The organism is Paracoccus sp. 08 (assembly GCF_024105395.1).
In the GTDB taxonomy this organism is placed as follows: Bacteria; Pseudomonadota; Alphaproteobacteria; order Rhodobacterales; family Rhodobacteraceae; genus Paracoccus; species Paracoccus marcusii.
Genome location: NZ_WEKR01000074.1, coordinates 12,452 through 28,743 on the forward strand (window position 1 = coordinate 12,452; position 16,292 = coordinate 28,743).

At 66.9% G+C, this 16,292-nt stretch carries 13 protein-coding genes; 9 read left to right on the forward strand and 4 right to left on the reverse strand.

Going from position 1 to position 16,292, the window contains the following annotated elements:
• Window positions 1–56: 56 nt before the first annotated feature.
• Window positions 57–1,712: a murein L,D-transpeptidase gene (locus GBO37_RS19880; protein WP_252930567.1), complete on the reverse strand. Its 1,656-nt coding sequence runs from the start codon at window positions 1,710–1,712 to the stop codon at window positions 57–59.
• A 303-nt stretch (window positions 1,713–2,015) separates the two neighbouring features.
• On the opposite strand from GBO37_RS19880, the gene GBO37_RS19885 reads away from it, so the two are divergent.
• Complete coding sequence (locus GBO37_RS19885) at window positions 2,016–2,579, forward strand: DUF882 domain-containing protein (protein ID WP_045980855.1); 564 nt, start codon at window positions 2,016–2,018, stop codon at window positions 2,577–2,579.
• A 133-nt stretch (window positions 2,580–2,712) separates the two neighbouring features.
• A complete protein-coding gene (locus GBO37_RS19890; protein ID WP_052714525.1) occupies window positions 2,713–3,297 on the forward strand; it encodes a TetR/AcrR family transcriptional regulator in 585 nt (194 codons plus the stop codon).
• Here GBO37_RS19890 and GBO37_RS19895 read toward each other — a convergent pair.
• Window positions 3,294–3,911: a TetR family transcriptional regulator C-terminal domain-containing protein gene (locus GBO37_RS19895; protein ID WP_232303252.1), complete on the reverse strand. Its 618-nt coding sequence runs from the start codon at window positions 3,909–3,911 to the stop codon at window positions 3,294–3,296. The two genes, GBO37_RS19890 and GBO37_RS19895, sit on opposite strands and share 4 nt — an antisense overlap.
• Window positions 3,912–4,052: 141 nt before the next feature.
• On the opposite strand from GBO37_RS19895, the gene GBO37_RS19900 reads away from it, so the two are divergent.
• From GBO37_RS19900 to GBO37_RS19930, 7 genes are all read left to right on the forward strand, one after another.
• Entirely contained in the window at window positions 4,053–5,378 is a 1,326-nt protein-coding gene (locus GBO37_RS19900; RefSeq protein ID WP_252930568.1) for an aspartate aminotransferase family protein, read from the forward strand.
• Window positions 5,379–5,441: 63 nt separating this feature from the next.
• Window positions 5,442–6,707: a Zn-dependent hydrolase gene (locus GBO37_RS19905; protein WP_371705367.1), complete on the forward strand. Its 1,266-nt coding sequence runs from the start codon at window positions 5,442–5,444 to the stop codon at window positions 6,705–6,707.
• Window positions 6,708–6,776: 69 nt separating this feature from the next.
• Window positions 6,777–8,228, forward strand: coding sequence for a dihydropyrimidinase (gene hydA, locus GBO37_RS19910; protein ID WP_252930569.1), 1,452 nt, complete (start codon window positions 6,777–6,779; stop codon window positions 8,226–8,228).
• A gap of 1 nt (window position 8,229) precedes the next feature.
• The gene (locus GBO37_RS19915; RefSeq protein ID WP_252930570.1) at window positions 8,230–9,003 is read left to right on the forward strand and encodes an ABC transporter ATP-binding protein; all 774 of its coding nucleotides are present in this window, start codon (window positions 8,230–8,232) and stop codon (window positions 9,001–9,003) included.
• Window positions 8,996–9,865 (forward strand): ABC transporter permease, encoded by an 870-nt coding sequence (locus GBO37_RS19920; protein ID WP_127898412.1) that lies wholly within the window; start codon window positions 8,996–8,998, stop codon window positions 9,863–9,865. Before GBO37_RS19915 ends, GBO37_RS19920 begins: the two co-directional genes overlap by 8 nt.
• Window positions 9,862–10,794, forward strand: a complete 933-nt coding sequence (locus GBO37_RS19925; RefSeq protein WP_252930571.1) for an ABC transporter permease — start codon at window positions 9,862–9,864, stop codon at window positions 10,792–10,794. Before GBO37_RS19920 ends, GBO37_RS19925 begins: the two co-directional genes overlap by 4 nt.
• Window positions 10,795–10,846: 52 nt before the next feature.
• Complete coding sequence (locus GBO37_RS19930; RefSeq protein WP_127898410.1) at window positions 10,847–11,830, forward strand: ABC transporter substrate-binding protein; 984 nt, start codon at window positions 10,847–10,849, stop codon at window positions 11,828–11,830.
• A gap of 35 nt (window positions 11,831–11,865) precedes the next feature.
• Here the strand turns inward: GBO37_RS19930 and GBO37_RS19935 are convergent, their stop codons facing one another.
• Both GBO37_RS19935 and GBO37_RS19940 read right to left on the reverse strand, forming a co-directional pair.
• Window positions 11,866–14,976 carry an efflux RND transporter permease subunit gene (locus GBO37_RS19935; RefSeq protein WP_252930572.1) on the reverse strand — a complete coding sequence of 1,037 codons (3,111 nt, stop codon included), beginning with the start codon at window positions 14,974–14,976 and terminating at the stop codon, window positions 11,866–11,868.
• Window positions 14,973–16,124 carry an efflux RND transporter periplasmic adaptor subunit gene (locus GBO37_RS19940; RefSeq protein ID WP_252930573.1) on the reverse strand — a complete coding sequence of 384 codons (1,152 nt, stop codon included), beginning with the start codon at window positions 16,122–16,124 and terminating at the stop codon, window positions 14,973–14,975. Before GBO37_RS19940 ends, GBO37_RS19935 begins: the two co-directional genes overlap by 4 nt.
• Window positions 16,125–16,292: the final 168 nt, after the last annotated feature.

Consider the following 16,292-nt stretch of genomic DNA (forward strand, 5'->3'; position numbering starts at 1 on the left):
CGCAAGGACTTAGCCTGTTTGCAAGGCTGCTTCCAGTGCCCGCGTTCCGGGGCGGGTCACAACCCCGGGTTCAGGTCCGCGACCATGGCGGGCGCCGCCGCGCCAAAGCCCTGGGCCTGCAGCGCCTCCCAGATGCGGGCGTCGCGGCCATAGATGTCGTCGAACAGCCGGATGCGCCCATCCGGGCCAGGCCAGGCAGTGAAATAGACCAGATGCACGGGAACCGGCGGCGTCAGCTTCAGCCAGGTCTCGCGTTCCCGGTCGCGGGCGCGCTGGAACATCGCCGCCGGATCATCGGTCTGGCGCGACAGCAACGCACGGGCCAGATCGACCGGATCGCCGATGCGGATGCAGCCATTCGATTCCGCCCGCACCCGGTTCGCAAACAGGTGCTTGGACGGCGTGTCGTGCAGATAGATGTTCCAGGGGTTGGGGAAGATGAACTTGACCACGCCAAGGGCATTGTCGTCGCTTGGCTTCTGGCGCAGCCTGAACGGAAAGCTGGCGGCGCTATAGCGGCCAAAGTCGATGCCGTCCCGTGCCAGCACCCGCCCCGCGCCATCCACCACGTCCAGATGCGACAGCGCATGACGGTTTGCCTGCAGGCGGGGCAGATAGTCTCGAACGGCGATGGACCGCGGCACGTTCCAGCTGGGATTGACAACGACATTGGCCATCATCTCGGAAAATTCGGGCGTGCGCATCTCGGGCGTGTCCTTGCCCATGACGCTGCGGGTGCGGAACACCTCGGCCCCGTCTTCCACGATGGTCGTGCTGAATTCCGGGATGTTCACCCAGACATGGCGGTTGTCCAGATCCTCGGACGCCATCCAGCGCATCCGCTCCATCGCCACCAGGATCGCGCGCTGCCGCGCGTCCTGTCCGGTGCCGCCATCGCCGTTCAGCGCCGCGATGGTCCGCGGGCCCGCGACGCCGTCATCCGGCAGGCCGGCCGCACGCTGATAATCGGCGACCGCACGCGCAAGGGCATCGTCATACAGCGTGGCATCCGGCGCATCGGCGGCAAACCCGATGGCCACCAGGCGCGTGCGCAGGTCGGCGATCGCCGCGGCCCTTTGGCCGGGCCGCCAGACACCGGTCGCGATACGCGGCAGGCCTTGTGGGACCGCTAGGTCGGCCGGCCCGGACAGCGCCTGTTGCAGCGCAAGATAGGCCGGATGGTCCGGTCCGGCCCCGGCAAGGACCGCCGCAGGATCCGCCGCCGCCTCGAACCGCGCCAGCAGCGGGACCACCGCTGTCCGCACGGGCTGTCGCTTGATCTCGGGGTCGACGCGCGTCGGGTTCAGCACGCCGCCTGTCAGATCGCGCAGCAGGCGCGACAGGGCATGGGCATGGGCGATCTCGGCCGCAAGTCCTTCGGTCGCCGTCAGGCGATCGGGCTGGTATCGGGCAACGGGGATGCCATGGCGCGGGGCGTTCCCGATCGCGTCCCGCAAAGCGAGTCGCCGGGCCTCTCCCTCGGGGCCAAGGAAGATCGGGCGCAACCCGTTGCTGCCATAGAACGAGGCAAGATCGGCGTCGTCCGACACTGCCAGCGCCAAGGCCATCTGTTGCGGCGTGAAATCCAGCCGTGGCGCCGCGGCCACGCTCACGGCAGTGAGAGGTTCGCGTGCGCCGGACATAACAGGAAGCCAGCCGACGACCCCCGCCAGTGTCAGCGCCAGCACGCCCCGGACCATTCGAACCGCCATCTGAACCTCCGAAATTCTGCCCGTATTGTCCCACGACCGCCGTGCGCGCGCCACACCCCACGCATCTGTTTGTGCAGTGGAAAAGCAGTGGTTGCCAAAACGCCACAGCGCCGCCGCCGATGTGCAACATTACCCGTTTTAGGCGAAATCTTGCCGAAATTCGGGTTAGGATCGGCCATCCCGGCAGAATCCGTTTCGTCGCGCACGCGCTTTTGACATATTGTTAATCAGGTCGGGGATAAACCACGACAGGCCGCGACGTGTCGCCGGCTTAAAAAAACGAAGCAGGACAGGCGATCTGACATGACAATGGACATTATCTCCCGTCGCGGCATCTTGGGTGTGTTCGCGGCAACCAGCGTTGCGGCGACCCCGGTGATGGCGAATGCCTTCGGATTTTTGCGCGGCAACGCGGGCGACATGCGGCGGGTCAAGATGTACAACGGCCGGACCGGCGAGAGCATCGACACGGTCTATTGGGTCGACGGAAAATACATCCGCGAGGCCCTGAACGAGATCAACGTGTTCATGCGCGACTGGCGCACCGGCGAGGTGATCGGCATCGATCCGCGGATGATCGACGTTGCGGCCGCATCCTCGCGCCTGCTGCAGACCAACGAACCGTACATGATGCTGTCGGGATACCGCTCGCCCCGCACCAACGCGATGCTGCGGCGCCAGTCCAGCGGCGTGGCGCAGAACTCGCTGCACCTGACGGGCAAGGCGGCCGACCTGCGGCTGAAGTCGCGCTCGGTCGGGCAGATGTACCAGGCTGCCGTGGCCTGCCGCGCCGGTGGCGTTGGACGCTACAGCCGGTCGAACTTCGTGCACATGGATTGCGGTCCCGTCCGCACCTGGGGCAGCTGATTTCAGACGACCTTTTCGCAAGGCGCAAACGCCCTCTGCCACCCGCAGACGGCGTTTTCCGCATTTTTCGGGCTTGCCGCCGCAACGCTGGCTTGCGACGCTGGCCGGAACAACAAGACAAGATCGGACCTGCATGAGCCCCCTCGAGACGCGCCGTTTCAAAACCGCCAAGAAAATCCAGGCCGCAGCCATCGAACTGGCCGTCCGCGACGGTCTTCCCAATGTCACGACCGAGGCGATCGCCCGCCACGCGGGCATCAGCACGCGGACCTTCTTCAACTACTACCCCTACAAGGAGGCGGCCCTGATGGGTCCGCCGCCCGACTATCCGCCCGAGGCATCCGAGATCTTCATCGCCGGCAAGGGTCGCCTGATCGAGGATCTGGGCCTGCTGATCGAGGCGCATCTGGCCCGATATCTGAACGAACGAGAGCTGATCGGCGCGATGTTGGCCCTGTCCGACAAGGACCCCAAGCTGGAGGCGCTGCGCAACAGCGCCATGCTGGCGCGCCGCGCGCAGATGCGTACGCTGCTGCATCGGCGGATGCCCGGCTCGGACGAACGCGTGATAGAGATCCTGGCCGCCGCCATCATCGCCGCGACGAACGCCGCGACCAAGGATTGGGTGTCGGGCGCGCGCGAGGATTTCATCGCCGCAGCGCATGAGAACCTGTCGCTGATCCTGACGGCGGCGGAAATGCTGGACAAGCCCAGCTAGGGCGTTAGCAGCTTTCGGTACAGATCGTCCAGGAATGCCGCGCCCTCGGCCACGGGGTCGCGGCCGTCGCCTAGGACGGCGCGGACCTGCGTCTCGAAATCGGCATAGTGCTGGGTCATCGACCAGATCGAGAAGATCAGGTGGCGCGGCTCGACCCGCGCCAGCAGCCCTTGGTCCATCCAGCCTTCCAGAACCGCGACCGTCCGGTCGACGATCTGTCGCAGATCGCCGCCCAGAATTTCGGTCAGGTGCGGCGCACCCTGCAGGATCTCATGGGCGAACAGGCGGCTTTCACGGGGATAGTCCTGCGACATCGACAGCTTGGCCTGCACATAGCGCAGCACCTCGGCCAGCGGCTCTCCGTCGGGGTCGATCTGGCGCATCGGCGCAAGCCACATCTCCAGCAGGGTCGTCAGCAGCGCCTTGTGGATTTCGTCCTTGGAGCCGAAATAGTACAGCACGTTCGGCTTGGACAGGCCCGCCGCCCGCGCGATCTGGTCGATGGTCGCACCGCGCAGTCCGTTGGCCGAAAACGCCTCCAACGCCCCGTTCAGGATCAGCTCCCTGTTTTTCTGCTGAATCCGGGTCATCTGGGGCATGCTGGTCTCTGTCATCGAAGCTCCGGCTCTGGCATGATCCGATTTTGGGCAGATCGGTCGGAATTGTCATCCGGCTTGTCAGGACGCTTGACTGCCCCCTGCCCCGTGCTAGCCTGATCCTGACCGTTTGGTCAATAATCCGTGAGGACGATGCCCATGCCGCTTGACCGCAAGCCCGCCCCGAATGACCTGCGCGCCTTCTGGATGCCCTATACCGCGAACCGTCAGTTCAAGTCGGCGCCGCGGATGTTGGTTGCGTCCAAGGACATGCATTACACGGCCGCAGACGGTCGCCAGATCCTGGACGGGACGGCAGGCCTGTGGTGCTGCAACGCCGGCCACTGCCGCCCCAGGATCACCGAGGCCGTGCGGGCCCAGGTCGGAGAGCTGGATTATGCCCCCGCCTTCCAGATGGGCCATCCGCTGGCGTTCGAGCTGGCCAACCGCATCGTGGACATCGCGCCCGACGGGATGGACCATGTCTTCTACACGAATTCGGGCAGCGAGGCCGTCGATACCGCGCTGAAGATCGCGCTGGCCTATCACCGGGCGCGGGGCGACGCGGCCCGCACGCGGTTGATCGGGCGCGAGCGGGGCTATCACGGCGTGGGCTTCGGCGGAATCTCGGTCGGGGGCATCGTGAACAACCGCCGCCATTTCGGCACCTTGCTGGCGGGCGTCGACCACATGCCCCACACCCATCTGCCCGAGAACGTCTTCACCAAGGGGCAGCCGGAGCATGGCGCCAACCTGGCCGACGAGCTGGAGCGCATCGTGGCCCTGCACGGGGCCGAGACGATCGCCGCCGTCATCGTCGAGCCGATGGCCGGGTCGACCGGCGTCCTGATGCCGCCCAAGGGCTATCTGGAAAAGCTGCGCGCGATCACGAAAAAGCACGGCATCCTGCTGATCTTCGACGAGGTGATCACGGGTTTCGGGCGCCTGGGCAGCCCCTTCGCGGCCCAGCATTTCGGCGTTGTCCCCGACATGATCACCTGCGCCAAGGGCCTGACCAACGGCGTGATCCCGATGGGCGCGGTCCTGGCCACCGCGGAGATCTATGACGCGTTCATGCAGGGCCCCGAGCACATCATCGAACTGTTCCACGGCTATACCTATTCCGGGAACCCGATCAGCTGCGCGGCGGCCATCGCAACTCTGGATACCTACGCCGAAGAAGGTCTGTTGACGCGCGCCGCGTCGCTGGAAACCTATTGGCAAGAGGCGATCCACGGGCTGCGGGACCATCCGAACGTGATCGACATCCGCAACATGGGCCTGATCGGCGCCGTGGAGCTGGCGCCGATCGAGGGTCAGCCGGGCAAGCGCGCCTTCGACATCTTTGTGCGCGCGTTCGAGGCCGGCATCCTGATCCGCGTGACGGGCGACATCATCGCCATGTCGCCGCCCCTGATCATCAGCGAGGCGCAGATCGATCATCTGATCGGCACGCTTGGCGAGGTGCTGAAGACCGCCGCGTAAGCGGCCAAACCCATCCAGCCGACCCCGCGACAGAACGGGGCGGCCCGACAGGAAGGACTGCGAATGAGCGACGCAAGTGGCGTGATGACGGCTGCGAACATGACCGTCGATGGCGATCGGCTGTGGGATAGTCTGGACCAGATGGCCCAGATCGGCCCCGGCATCGCGGGGGGCTGCAATCGCCAGACCCTGACCGATGCCGATGCCGAGGGACGTAGCCTTTTCCAGCGCTGGTGCGAAGAAGCCGGCATGACGATGGGCGTCGACCGGATGGGCAGCATGTTCATGCGCCATGAGGGGGTCGAGCCCGATCTGGACCCCGTCTATATCGGCAGCCACCTGGACACGCAGCCGACCGGCGGGCGTTATGACGGGGTACTGGGCGTCCTTGCCGGGCTGGAGGTCATCCGGTCGATCCGGGACCTGGGCATCCGCACGCGCCGCCCCATCGTGGTGACGAACTGGACCAACGAGGAAGGCGCGCGTTTCGCGCCCGCCATGTTGGCGTCGGGCGTCTTTGCGGGCGTCTTGACAGAGGATTACGCCAACAGCCGGCAGGATGCCGATGGCAAGCGTTTCGGCGACGAGTTGGACAGGATCGGCTGGCGCGGAACCGAAGCGCCGGGCGACCGCAAGATCCACGCGATGTTCGAACTGCATATCGAACAGGGCCCGATCCTTGAGGCAGAGGGCAAGCAGATCGGCGTGGTCACCCATGGCCAGGGACTGTGGTGGCTGCAGGTGACGCTGACCGGCAAGGACGCCCATACGGGCAGCACGCCCATGGCGATGCGCGTGAATGCGGGCCTTGGCATGGCGCGGATCATAGAGGCGGTGCATTGCATCGCGATGGACCACCAGCCGGATGCGGTCGGTGCCGTCGGCCAAGCCAACCTTTTCCCGAACAGCCGCAATGTCATTCCGGGAAAGGCGGTGTTCTGCATTGATTTCCGGTCGCCCGATCTGGAGAAGCTGACGTCGATGCGGTCGAGGTTGGAAGCGGAGGCTGCTGAAATTGCCGCGGAACTGGGGCTGGGGATCGAGATCGAGCCGGTCGGGCATTTCGACCCGGTGACCTTTGATCCCGACCTGGTCGGCAAGGTGCGCGGCGCGGCCGAGAAGCTTGGCTATAGCCACATGGATATCGTGTCGGGCGCGGGGCATGACGCCTGCTGGATCGCCAAGGTTGCGCCGACAGTGATGATCATGTGCCCCTGCGAAGGCGGGCTGAGCCACAACGAGGCCGAGGCGATCACGCCGGACTGGGCGCGTGCGGGATGCGACGTGCTGCTGCACGCGGTGCTGGACGCCGCCGAGATCGTCCGCTGACGCGGACAGCGGCCGGGGGTTTCACCCCCGGACCCCCAGGGTATTTGGACAAAGAAGAAGAGGGATGCCATGAGCACGGTCATCAGGGGCGGAACCATCGTCACGGCGGATCTGAGCTATCAGGCCGACGTGCTGATCGAGGGGGGGCGTATTGCCGCGATCGGTCAGGGGCTGGTCGGTGACACCGTCCTGGACGCGGGCGGCTGCCTGGTCATGCCGGGCGGGATCGACCCGCACACGCATCTGGAGATGCCCTTCATGGGCACCTATTCGGCCGACGATTTCGAGAGCGGGACGCGGGCGGCACTGGCGGGAGGCACGACGATGGTCGTGGATTTCGCGCTGCCGTCGCCGGGCCAAGGACTGCTGGATGCGCTGCAGATGTGGGACAACAAGTCCGGGCGCGCGCATTGCGATTACAGCTATCACATGGCGGTCACGTGGTGGGGCCAGCAGGTGTTCGACGAGATGCAGGCGGTCGTGGACCGCGGCATCACCAGCTTCAAGCATTTCATGGCCTACAAGGGCGCGCTGATGGTGAATGACGACGAGTTGTTCGCGTCGTTCCGCCGGGTTGGAGATCTGGGCGGCGTGGCGATGGTCCATGCCGAGAACGGCGACGTGGTAGCCGAGCTGTCGGCGCGTCTGCTCGCCGAGGGGAACACCGGCCCGGAGGCCCACGCCTATTCCCGCCCGCCCCAGGTCGAGGGCGAGGCCACGAACCGCGCGATCATGGTGGCCGACATGGCAGGCGTGCCGCTGTACGTGGTCCATGTCAGCTGCGAGGACAGCCATGAGGCGATCCGCCGGGCGCGCGCCCAAGGCAAGCGGGTCTGGGGCGAGCCGCTGATCCAGCACCTGACGCTGGACGAATCCGAGTATTTCAACGCGGATTGGGATCATGCCGCACGCCGGGTCATGTCGCCGCCGTTCCGCAACAAGCAGCATCAGGACAGCCTGTGGGCCGGTCTGCAGTCGGGCAGCCTGTCGGTCGTGGCGACCGACCATTGCGCCTTCACAACCGATCAGAAACGTACCGGCATCGGCGATTTCACCAGGATCCCGAACGGCACCGGGGGTCTTGAGGATCGGATGCCGATGCTGTGGACGCATGGGGTCGGCACGGGGCGGCTGACGCCGAACGAGTTCGTGGCCGTCACCTCGACCAACATCGCCAAGATCCTGGGGATGTACCCGAAAAAGGGCGCGGTCCTGGTCGGCAGCGACGCGGACCTGGTGGTCTGGGACCCCGAGGCGACCAAGACGATCACCGCCTGCGCCCAGCAATCCGCGATTGATTACAACGTGTTCGAGGGGCAGACCGTCAAGGGCCTGCCGCGGTTCACCCTGACCCGCGGCGTCGTTGCCGTGACCGAGGGCAAGGTCGACAGCCGCGAGGGGCACGGCGAATTCGTGGCCCGCGAGCCGCGCGGTCAGGTGAACCGCGCGCTGTCCGCCTGGAAGGACCTGACCGCGCCGCGCCCGGTCCAGCGCGGCGGCATTCCCGCAAGCGGGGTGTGACTTGACCGTCATCGAGGCAAGCGGCGTCAGCCTGACCTTCCAGACCGCCGACGGGCCGGTGCACGCCCTCAAGGACGTGGACCTGTCCATCGCGCCCGGCGAATTCGTCAGCTTCATCGGGCCGTCGGGATGCGGCAAGACCACGTTCCTGCGCAGCATCGCCGCGCTGGAGACGCCCACCGACGGCACCCTGCGCGTCAACGGGATGGAGCCGGACGCGGCCCGACGGGCGCGCGCCTATGGGTACGTGTTCCAGGCGCCGGGGCTTTACCCGTGGCGGACGATCGCGGGGAACATCTCTCTGCCGCTGGAGATCATGGGGTTTTCAAAAGCTGATCGCGCGGAACGCATCGCCCGGGTCATGGACCTGGTCGAACTTTCGGGCTTTGGCGGCAAGTTTCCGTGGCAGCTGTCGGGCGGCATGCAGCAGCGCGCCAGCATCGCCCGCGCGCTGGCCTTCGACGCCGACATCCTGCTGATGGACGAACCCTTCGGCGCCTTGGACGAGATCGTGCGCGACCGCCTGAACGAGGCGCTGCTGGCCCTGTGGCGCAAGACCGGCAAGACCATCGGCTTTGTCACGCATTCGATCCCCGAGGCGGTCTATCTGTCGACCAAGATCGTCGTCATGTCGCCGCGTCCGGGCCGCATCACCCGCGTGATCGAAAGCACCCTGCCCCCGGACCGTCCGCTGGACATCCGCGACACCCCCAAATTCATCGCCCTGGCCCATGAGGTCCGCGAGGGGCTGCGCGACGGACACAGCCATGACTAGGGGACGGCTTGTGCCCGTGATGACGGTGCTGCTGGCCATCGTCGCCGTCTGGTACCTGGCCGCGATCCGCATGAACGCCCAGTGGGAGCGTGACCAGGCCGCCCGGGCCGAGGTGACGCTGACCCTGCCCGACCTTGTCGCGCGCACCCTGGTGCAGGAACGCCCCGTGCTGCCCGCCCCCCACCAGGTGGCTGTCGGCCTGTGGGAGGGGCTGGCCGGTCAGGCCATCACCTCGCGCCGCAGCCTGGTCTGGCATGCTTGGGTGACCCTGTCCGCGACGCTGGCAGGCTTTGCCATCGGCACCGGCGCGGGCATCCTGCTGGCGGTCGGCATCGTCCACAGCCGCAGCATGGACCAGTCGGTCATGCCCTGGGCCGTGGCCAGCCAGACCGTTCCGATCCTGGCCATCGCGCCGATGGTCATCGTGGTCCTGTCCAGCATGGGTGTCACGGGTCTTTTGCCCAAGGCGATCATCGCCGCATGGCTGTCGTTCTTTCCGGTGCTGGTCGGCATGGTCAAGGGCCTGCGCACCCCCGATGCGATGCAGCTGGACCAGATGCGCAGCTGGAGCGCCAGCAACGCCCAGGTCTTCTGGCGGCTGCGGCTGCCGTCGTCGCTGCCCTACCTGTTCGCCAGCCTCAAGGTCGCGATCGCCGCGGCGCTGGTCGGAACCATCGTGGGCGAACTGCCCGCCGGAGCGACCGCAGGGCTTGGCGCGCGCCTGCTGTCAGGCAGCTATTACGGCCAGACCGTCCAGATCTGGTCGGCGCTGTTCGTCGCGGCCCTGCTTGCCGCGGGCCTTGTGGCCATCGTCGGATGGCTGGAGCGACGCACCCTCAGCCGCATGGGGTTGGCACGATGACAGAGCTGCGCCTTGGTCGGACCTATTGGTTCCTGCAGAACATCCAGGTGGTCGCGGGGGGCATCGTCGCCTTGGTCGCCGCGCATTGGCTGGCGCCGACGGCCGCGCCGCTGGTGGCGGTATGGCTGATCGCGTGGCTGTTCAACACGTGGCTGGCCGGGTTCGACACGCCCGCCACGCGCGCCGTCGTGCCGATCATCTTTGGCGGCACGATCATCCTGCTGTGGGAGATGGCGGTCCGCGCCTATGCGATCCCGACCGTGATCCTGCCCGCACCCAGCCAGATCGCGGCCAGTTTCGCGGCCAATACCGGCATTCTGTGGACCGACTTCGTCCAGACGATCCTCAAGGGGGCGCTGACCGGATGGTTGATCGGGGCGGCGGCGGCGGTCCTCACCGCCATCGCCATCGACCGCAGCCCCTTCCTGCAGCGCGGGCTGCTGCCCATCGGCAATTTCGTCGCCGCCCTGCCCATCGTCGGCATCGCCCCGATCCTGGTGATGTGGTTCGGCTTCGACTGGCAGTCCAAGGCCGCGGTCGTGGTGGTGATGGTCTTCTTCCCGATTCTGGTGAACATGGTCGCGGGCCTGCGCGCCACCGATGCGATGCAGCGCGACCTGATGGCCAGCTGGGCCGCCCCCTATGGCGCGGCGCTGTGGAAGCTGCGCCTGCCCGCCGCGATGCCCTTTCTGTTCAACGGGTTGAAGATCACCACCACGCTGGCCCTGATCGGGGCGATCGTTGCCGAATTCTTCGGCAGCCCGACGCGCGGCATGGGTTTCCGCATCTCGACCGCGGTGGGGCGTCTGGACCTGCCGCTGGTCTGGGCCGAAATTGTCGTGGCGGCGCTGGCGGGAACGCTGTTCTATGGCATCGTTGCGCTGATCGAAAAGAAGGTGACGTTCTGGCACCCGTCGCAGCGCAACTAACCGGGGCCGCATCCCCATCCGGGGCGGATCCCACCAACAGGAGAGACGGGAAATGACACGACTGATGACCGGGGCTGCGGCCCTTGCGCTGATGGCCGGGGGCGCACAGGCGGGCGATCTGACGCTGCAGCTGAAATGGGTCACGCAGGCCCAGTTCGCGGGCTATTACGTCGCGCAGGAGAAGGGTTTCTACGAGGAAGAGGGCGTCAACCTGACGATCCTGCCGGGCGGTCCCGACATCGCCCCGACCCAGGTCCTGGCCGGCGGCGGCGCGGACGTTATCGTCGAGTGGATGCCCGCAGCGCTGGCCGCGCGCGAAAAGGGCCTGCCGATGGTGAACATCGCCCAGCCCTTCAAGGCGTCGGGCATGATGCTGACCTGTCTGAAGGAAAGCGGCATCAGCGATCCGGCGACCGATTTCGCGGGCAAGACCCTGGGCGTCTGGTTCGCGGGCAACGAATATCCGTTCCTGTCCTGGATGAACACGCTTGGCCTGTCGACCGAGGGCGGCCCCGAGGGTGTGACCGTGCTGAAGCAGGGCTTCAACGTCGATCCCCTGCTGCAGAAACAGGCGGCCTGCATCAGCACGATGACCTACAACGAGTACTGGCAGGTGATCGACGCCGGCATCGCCGAGGACGACCTGGTGACCTTCAAGTACGAGGACCAGGGCGTGGCCACCCTTGAGGACGGCCTCTATGTGCTGGAGGAGACGCTGGAGGACAGTGAGAAGGTGACCGACCTGGTGGGCTTTGTCCGCGCCAGCATGCGCGGCTGGCAATACGCGGCCGAGAACCCCGAGGAGGCCGCCCAGATCGTCCTGGACAACGACGAGACCGGCGCCCAGACCCTGGAGCATCAGACCCGCATGATGACCGAGATCGCCAAGCTGCTGGAAGGTTCGGACGGCACCCTGGCCGAGGCCGACTACCAGCGCACCGTCGATATCCTGCTGTCGGGCGGGTCCGACCCGGTGATCCAAGCCGCCCCCGAAGGGGCGTGGGTGTCGACCATCACGGACCGTGCTTTCGACTGAACGACGGGCGGGCTGCCCCATTTGGGCGGCCCGTCTTATTCCGCTGGCTGCGCCGCCGCGCGTCGCGCCTGTCTGCGGACGCGCCTGCGTCCGTCCCATGCCAGCAGTGTCGGCGTCAGGATCAGCGTGACCGCAGTCGCCACCACCAGCCCCCCTGCGATCCCCGTCGACAGCTGGATCCAGAACTGGCCCGAAGGCGCGCCCAGGAACAGGTCGCGGCCGGTGAAATCGATGGTCATGCCCAGCACCATCGGCACAAGGCCGATGACCGTCGTGCCGGCCGTCAACAGCACCGGACGCACCCGTTCCGACGCCGCACGCCGCGCCGCGCGGTCCGGGTCGTCGCCGGCCCCGCGATATTCGTTGTAGGCGTCGATCAGCACGATGTTGTTGTTCACCACGACGCCAGCCAGGGCCATGATGCCGATGCCGCTCATCACGATCGAGAACGCTTCCTGCCGGACCATCAGCCCCAGGAACACCCCCGAGATCGAGAACACGATCGCTGTCAGCACCAGCAGCGCCTGATAAAAGCTGTTCATCTGGATCAGCAGGATGGTGAACATCAGGAAGATCGCCGCGACGAACGCCCCCATCAGGAAGGTCATCGCCTCCTGCTGGTCCTCGATCTCTCCTCCGAACGTGACCTCGACGTCGTCGGGCAGATCGGCCTGATCGATGCTGGCCTGGATGAGCGCCAGCTCGGCCTGCAGCGTGGCGCCCGGGGCCAGGTCCGCGGTCAGGGTCTGGGTCTCTCTGGCGGCGATGCGGGTGATGGCAGAGGGTGCAGGCGCCGGGATCATCTGCACCATGTTGGAGATGGGCACCTGCGCGCCGGACGGACCGGCGACGCGCAGCGACGACAGGTTCTCCAGATTGCGCTGATCGGACGGATAGCGCAGGGCGATGTCGACCTCGTCATCGGCGAAATCGGGCAGGTAGGTGCCCAGGTTCACGCCGGTCGTCAGCAGCTGGACCGCGGTGCCGATGGTGTTCATGTCGATGCCGAAGCGCGCCGATTCCTCTCGGTCGACGACCAGCCGAATCTCGGGGTTGGGGCGGGGCGTGTCGTTGGCGATGTCCACAAACCGGCCCTGCGCCTGCATCAGCTGTTCGATCTTGGCCGAAGCCTGCTGCAGCGCCGGGCGGTTGGAGGCCGATATCTCGATCTGGACCGGGCGGGACGCACCGGGCCCGGATGCCGCGGCCTCGATCTGGATGCCCAGGCCCGGCACCTCCGCCGTGGCGGCGCGCAGCTGGTCGATCACCTCGGTCGAGGGGGCGCGGGTGCGCCAGTCGGTGAACTCGACCTGGATCTGGCCGATCACGTCGCTGGACAGGCTGGAGCGGACACGCTCCTCGACGCTGCCGATGGTGCGGGAATAGACGCGCTCGATGCCCTCGAAACCCAGGACCTGTTCCTCGATCAGGCGCACCAGTCGGTCGCTCTCCTGGACGGAGAGGTTGCCGTTCGCGGTGATCTGGACCTGCGCGCGCTCGGCGTCGGTCTCGGGAAAGAACTCGACCCCGCGGTTCAGGTGCGAATAGGCATAGAGGATCACCAGCACCGTCAGGATCGACAGCCCCAACGTGGCGCCGGGCCGTGCGATGGTCCAGATCGACAGGCGCGCCATCGCGCCCGACGTGTCGTCGGCATGTGGTTCGGGCGGCAGCGCCTGGCCCCCGCCCACCACGCTGCCCGTCACAGGCACGAAGACCAGCGCCATCAGCAGCGACATCAGCAGCGTGGCGATCATCGTGGCGGGCAGATAGAACATGAACTGTCCAGCCAGCCCCGGCCAGAACAGCAGCGGAAAGAACACCGCCAGCGTGGTCGCGGTGGACGAGGTGATCGGCCATGCCATCCGCTGCGCCGCCAGCAGGTAGGCCTCGGCCTTGCCATGACCCTTGGCGATTAGGCGTTCGCCCATCTCGACCACCACGATGGCGCCGTCGACCAGCATGCCGACCACGAGAATCAACGCGAACAGCACGATCACGTTCAGCGTGAAGCCAAGCGCCCAGATGATCAGGATGCCGCCCAGGAACGATCCCGGGATGGCCACCGCCACCAGCAGCGATGCACGCAAGCCCAGAAACAGCACGGTGACCAGCATCACCAACACCACCGCCGCGATCACGTTGTTCTGCAGGTCCGACAGAAGGGTGCGCATCTCCTTGGACTGGTCGTTCATGAAGACGACGCCAACCTGTTCGGGCCAGTCGGCGCGGGTCTGCGCCACCACGTCGCGGACCGCGGCGACGGTGTCGATCACGTTCGCGCCCACTGTCTTGCGCACGTCGATGGCCAGGGCGGGCTGTCCGTCGATGCGGGCAAAGCTGACCGGGTCTTTAAAGGTCTGACGCACCTCGGCCACGTCCTGGACGCGCAGCACGGTGGCCCCGTCGACCAGCACCGGGATCGACATGATCTCGTCCAGGCGGACGACAGTGCCGGGGATCGACACCCCGATGCGGCCCGCCCCGGTATCGAAGGACCCCGCCGCGATCAGCTGGTTGTTGGCCTGGATCGCCTGCGACAGCTGCCCCGGAGAGATGCCATAGGTCTCCAGCGCCAGCGGATCGATCAGGATCTCCAGCTGGTCCTCGCGCTCTCCGGTCAGGTCGGCCTGCAGGACGCCGCTGACGGTCTCGATCTCGTCGCTCAACGCGCGGCCAAGGCGGATCAGCTCGCGTTCCGGGACGGGGCCGGACAGCGCCACCGTCAGGATCGGGAACAGCGCCATGTCGATCTCGCGCACGAAGGGGCCGTCGGCCTCGGGCGGAATGTCCGGGCCCGCGTCGTCGACGGCATCCTTGACCGACTGCAACGCCTGCGCCTGATCGAAGCCGGGGCGGAACTCCAGCGTGACCGAGGCGAAACCCTCGCTGGCCACGGTCTCCATCCGCCGCAGCCCCTCCAGCGCGTTCACCTGCCGCTCGATCGGTTCGGCCAGCAGGGTGGCGGCATCCTCGGCGCTGACGCCGCTATAGGTGACGTTCACGATGAAGATCGGGATGTCGACTTCGGGCATCGATTCCTTGGGAATGGTGACATAGGCCGTAAAGCCCGCCAGCAGCAGGCCCACCATCACCATCATCACCGTGCGGGCGCGGGAAAAACCCGCCGCGATGATCCCGTTCATGGCCCGGCCACGGCGTCAGATGCCTGGGCCGTGTCCAGCAGCGCCGCCGCATTGGTCGCCCCGTCGCCCACGACATCGCGATAGGGTTCGGGCGTGTCGCTGACGCGGGCCTGCTGCCCGTCGCTCAGCGCGCCTTGAGAAATGGTGACGACCCGCGCGCGGTCCTCCAGCCCGGTAACCCAGATCGCCTCGGCGCGGGCCTGCACGATCTGGACCGGCGCGAAACGCAGGGTCTGGCCGTCTTCGGCCACAACGAACACGCCGATCCGCCCGGCGTCATCCAGCCGGATCAGCGCCGGCGACAGCCGATGCGCGCGCACCGCGTCCATCGCCAGCGATATCTGCGCGCTGAGGCCCGCGGGCACGGCATTGTCGGGGTTCGGAACCTCGACCTCGACGCGGAAGGTGCGCGTCTCGGCCGTGGCGACCGGCGCGATGAAGCGCACGCGGCCCTCGGCCTCGCGGCCGCCCTGGAACACGACCTGTGCGGACTGGCCAAGCGCGACCGAGGTGATCTCGGACTGGCGGACCTCGATCTGGGCGATCAGGGGATCGTTGCGCACGATCTCAAGGACCTCTCCGCCGGCATCCACGAAGCTGCCCAGTTCGGCCATGACGTTGCTGACGGTGCCGCTGATCGGGGCGGTCAGACGGGTGTTCTGCAGTTCCAACTGGGCCGCGCGCAGTTCGGCCCGGGCCGATTCCAGCTGTGCGAAGCGCGACTGCAGCYCCGCCTCCGAGGTCACGCCCCGTTCCCGCAACTGCCGCGCGGCGTCATAGTCGCGCTCGGCCGATCCCACGGCCGCCTCGGCGCGCGCCACGCCGGCTTCGCGGTCGTCGGCCGACAGCAGCGCCAATTGCTCGCCCTGTTCGGCAACGTGGCCCTGGCGCACGACCTCCTCGACGATCCCTGCGGTGCGCGCCCGCAGGATCGACGTCTGGTCCGGGACGACATTCCCGAACAGCACCGTCCGCGGCACGATCTCCTCGGCGACGGACATGCTGGCCGCGACATGGGGAACCGCCACCTCGACCGGGGCGGCCTCGGCGGGGGGTTCACGGTTCAGCATGCCGCCACCGATCCAGAAGGCCAGAAAGCCCAGGATCGCCAGAAAGGCGAGCGTCGAGGAGGACAGGTACCGCGTCATCGTCAATCCATGTCAGGGGCCCCGCCCCGGCCATGGCACCGGGCGGTCTTGTCATCCTAGATGGTTTCTTGGGACGCGCAGGTCAACAGTCGTGACCCTTGTCCCCTGCGTCAAGGCGTCCGCCCTTGGCCAAGACTCATGCCCGCCCCCGCGCGTTCCCCTGCCGGA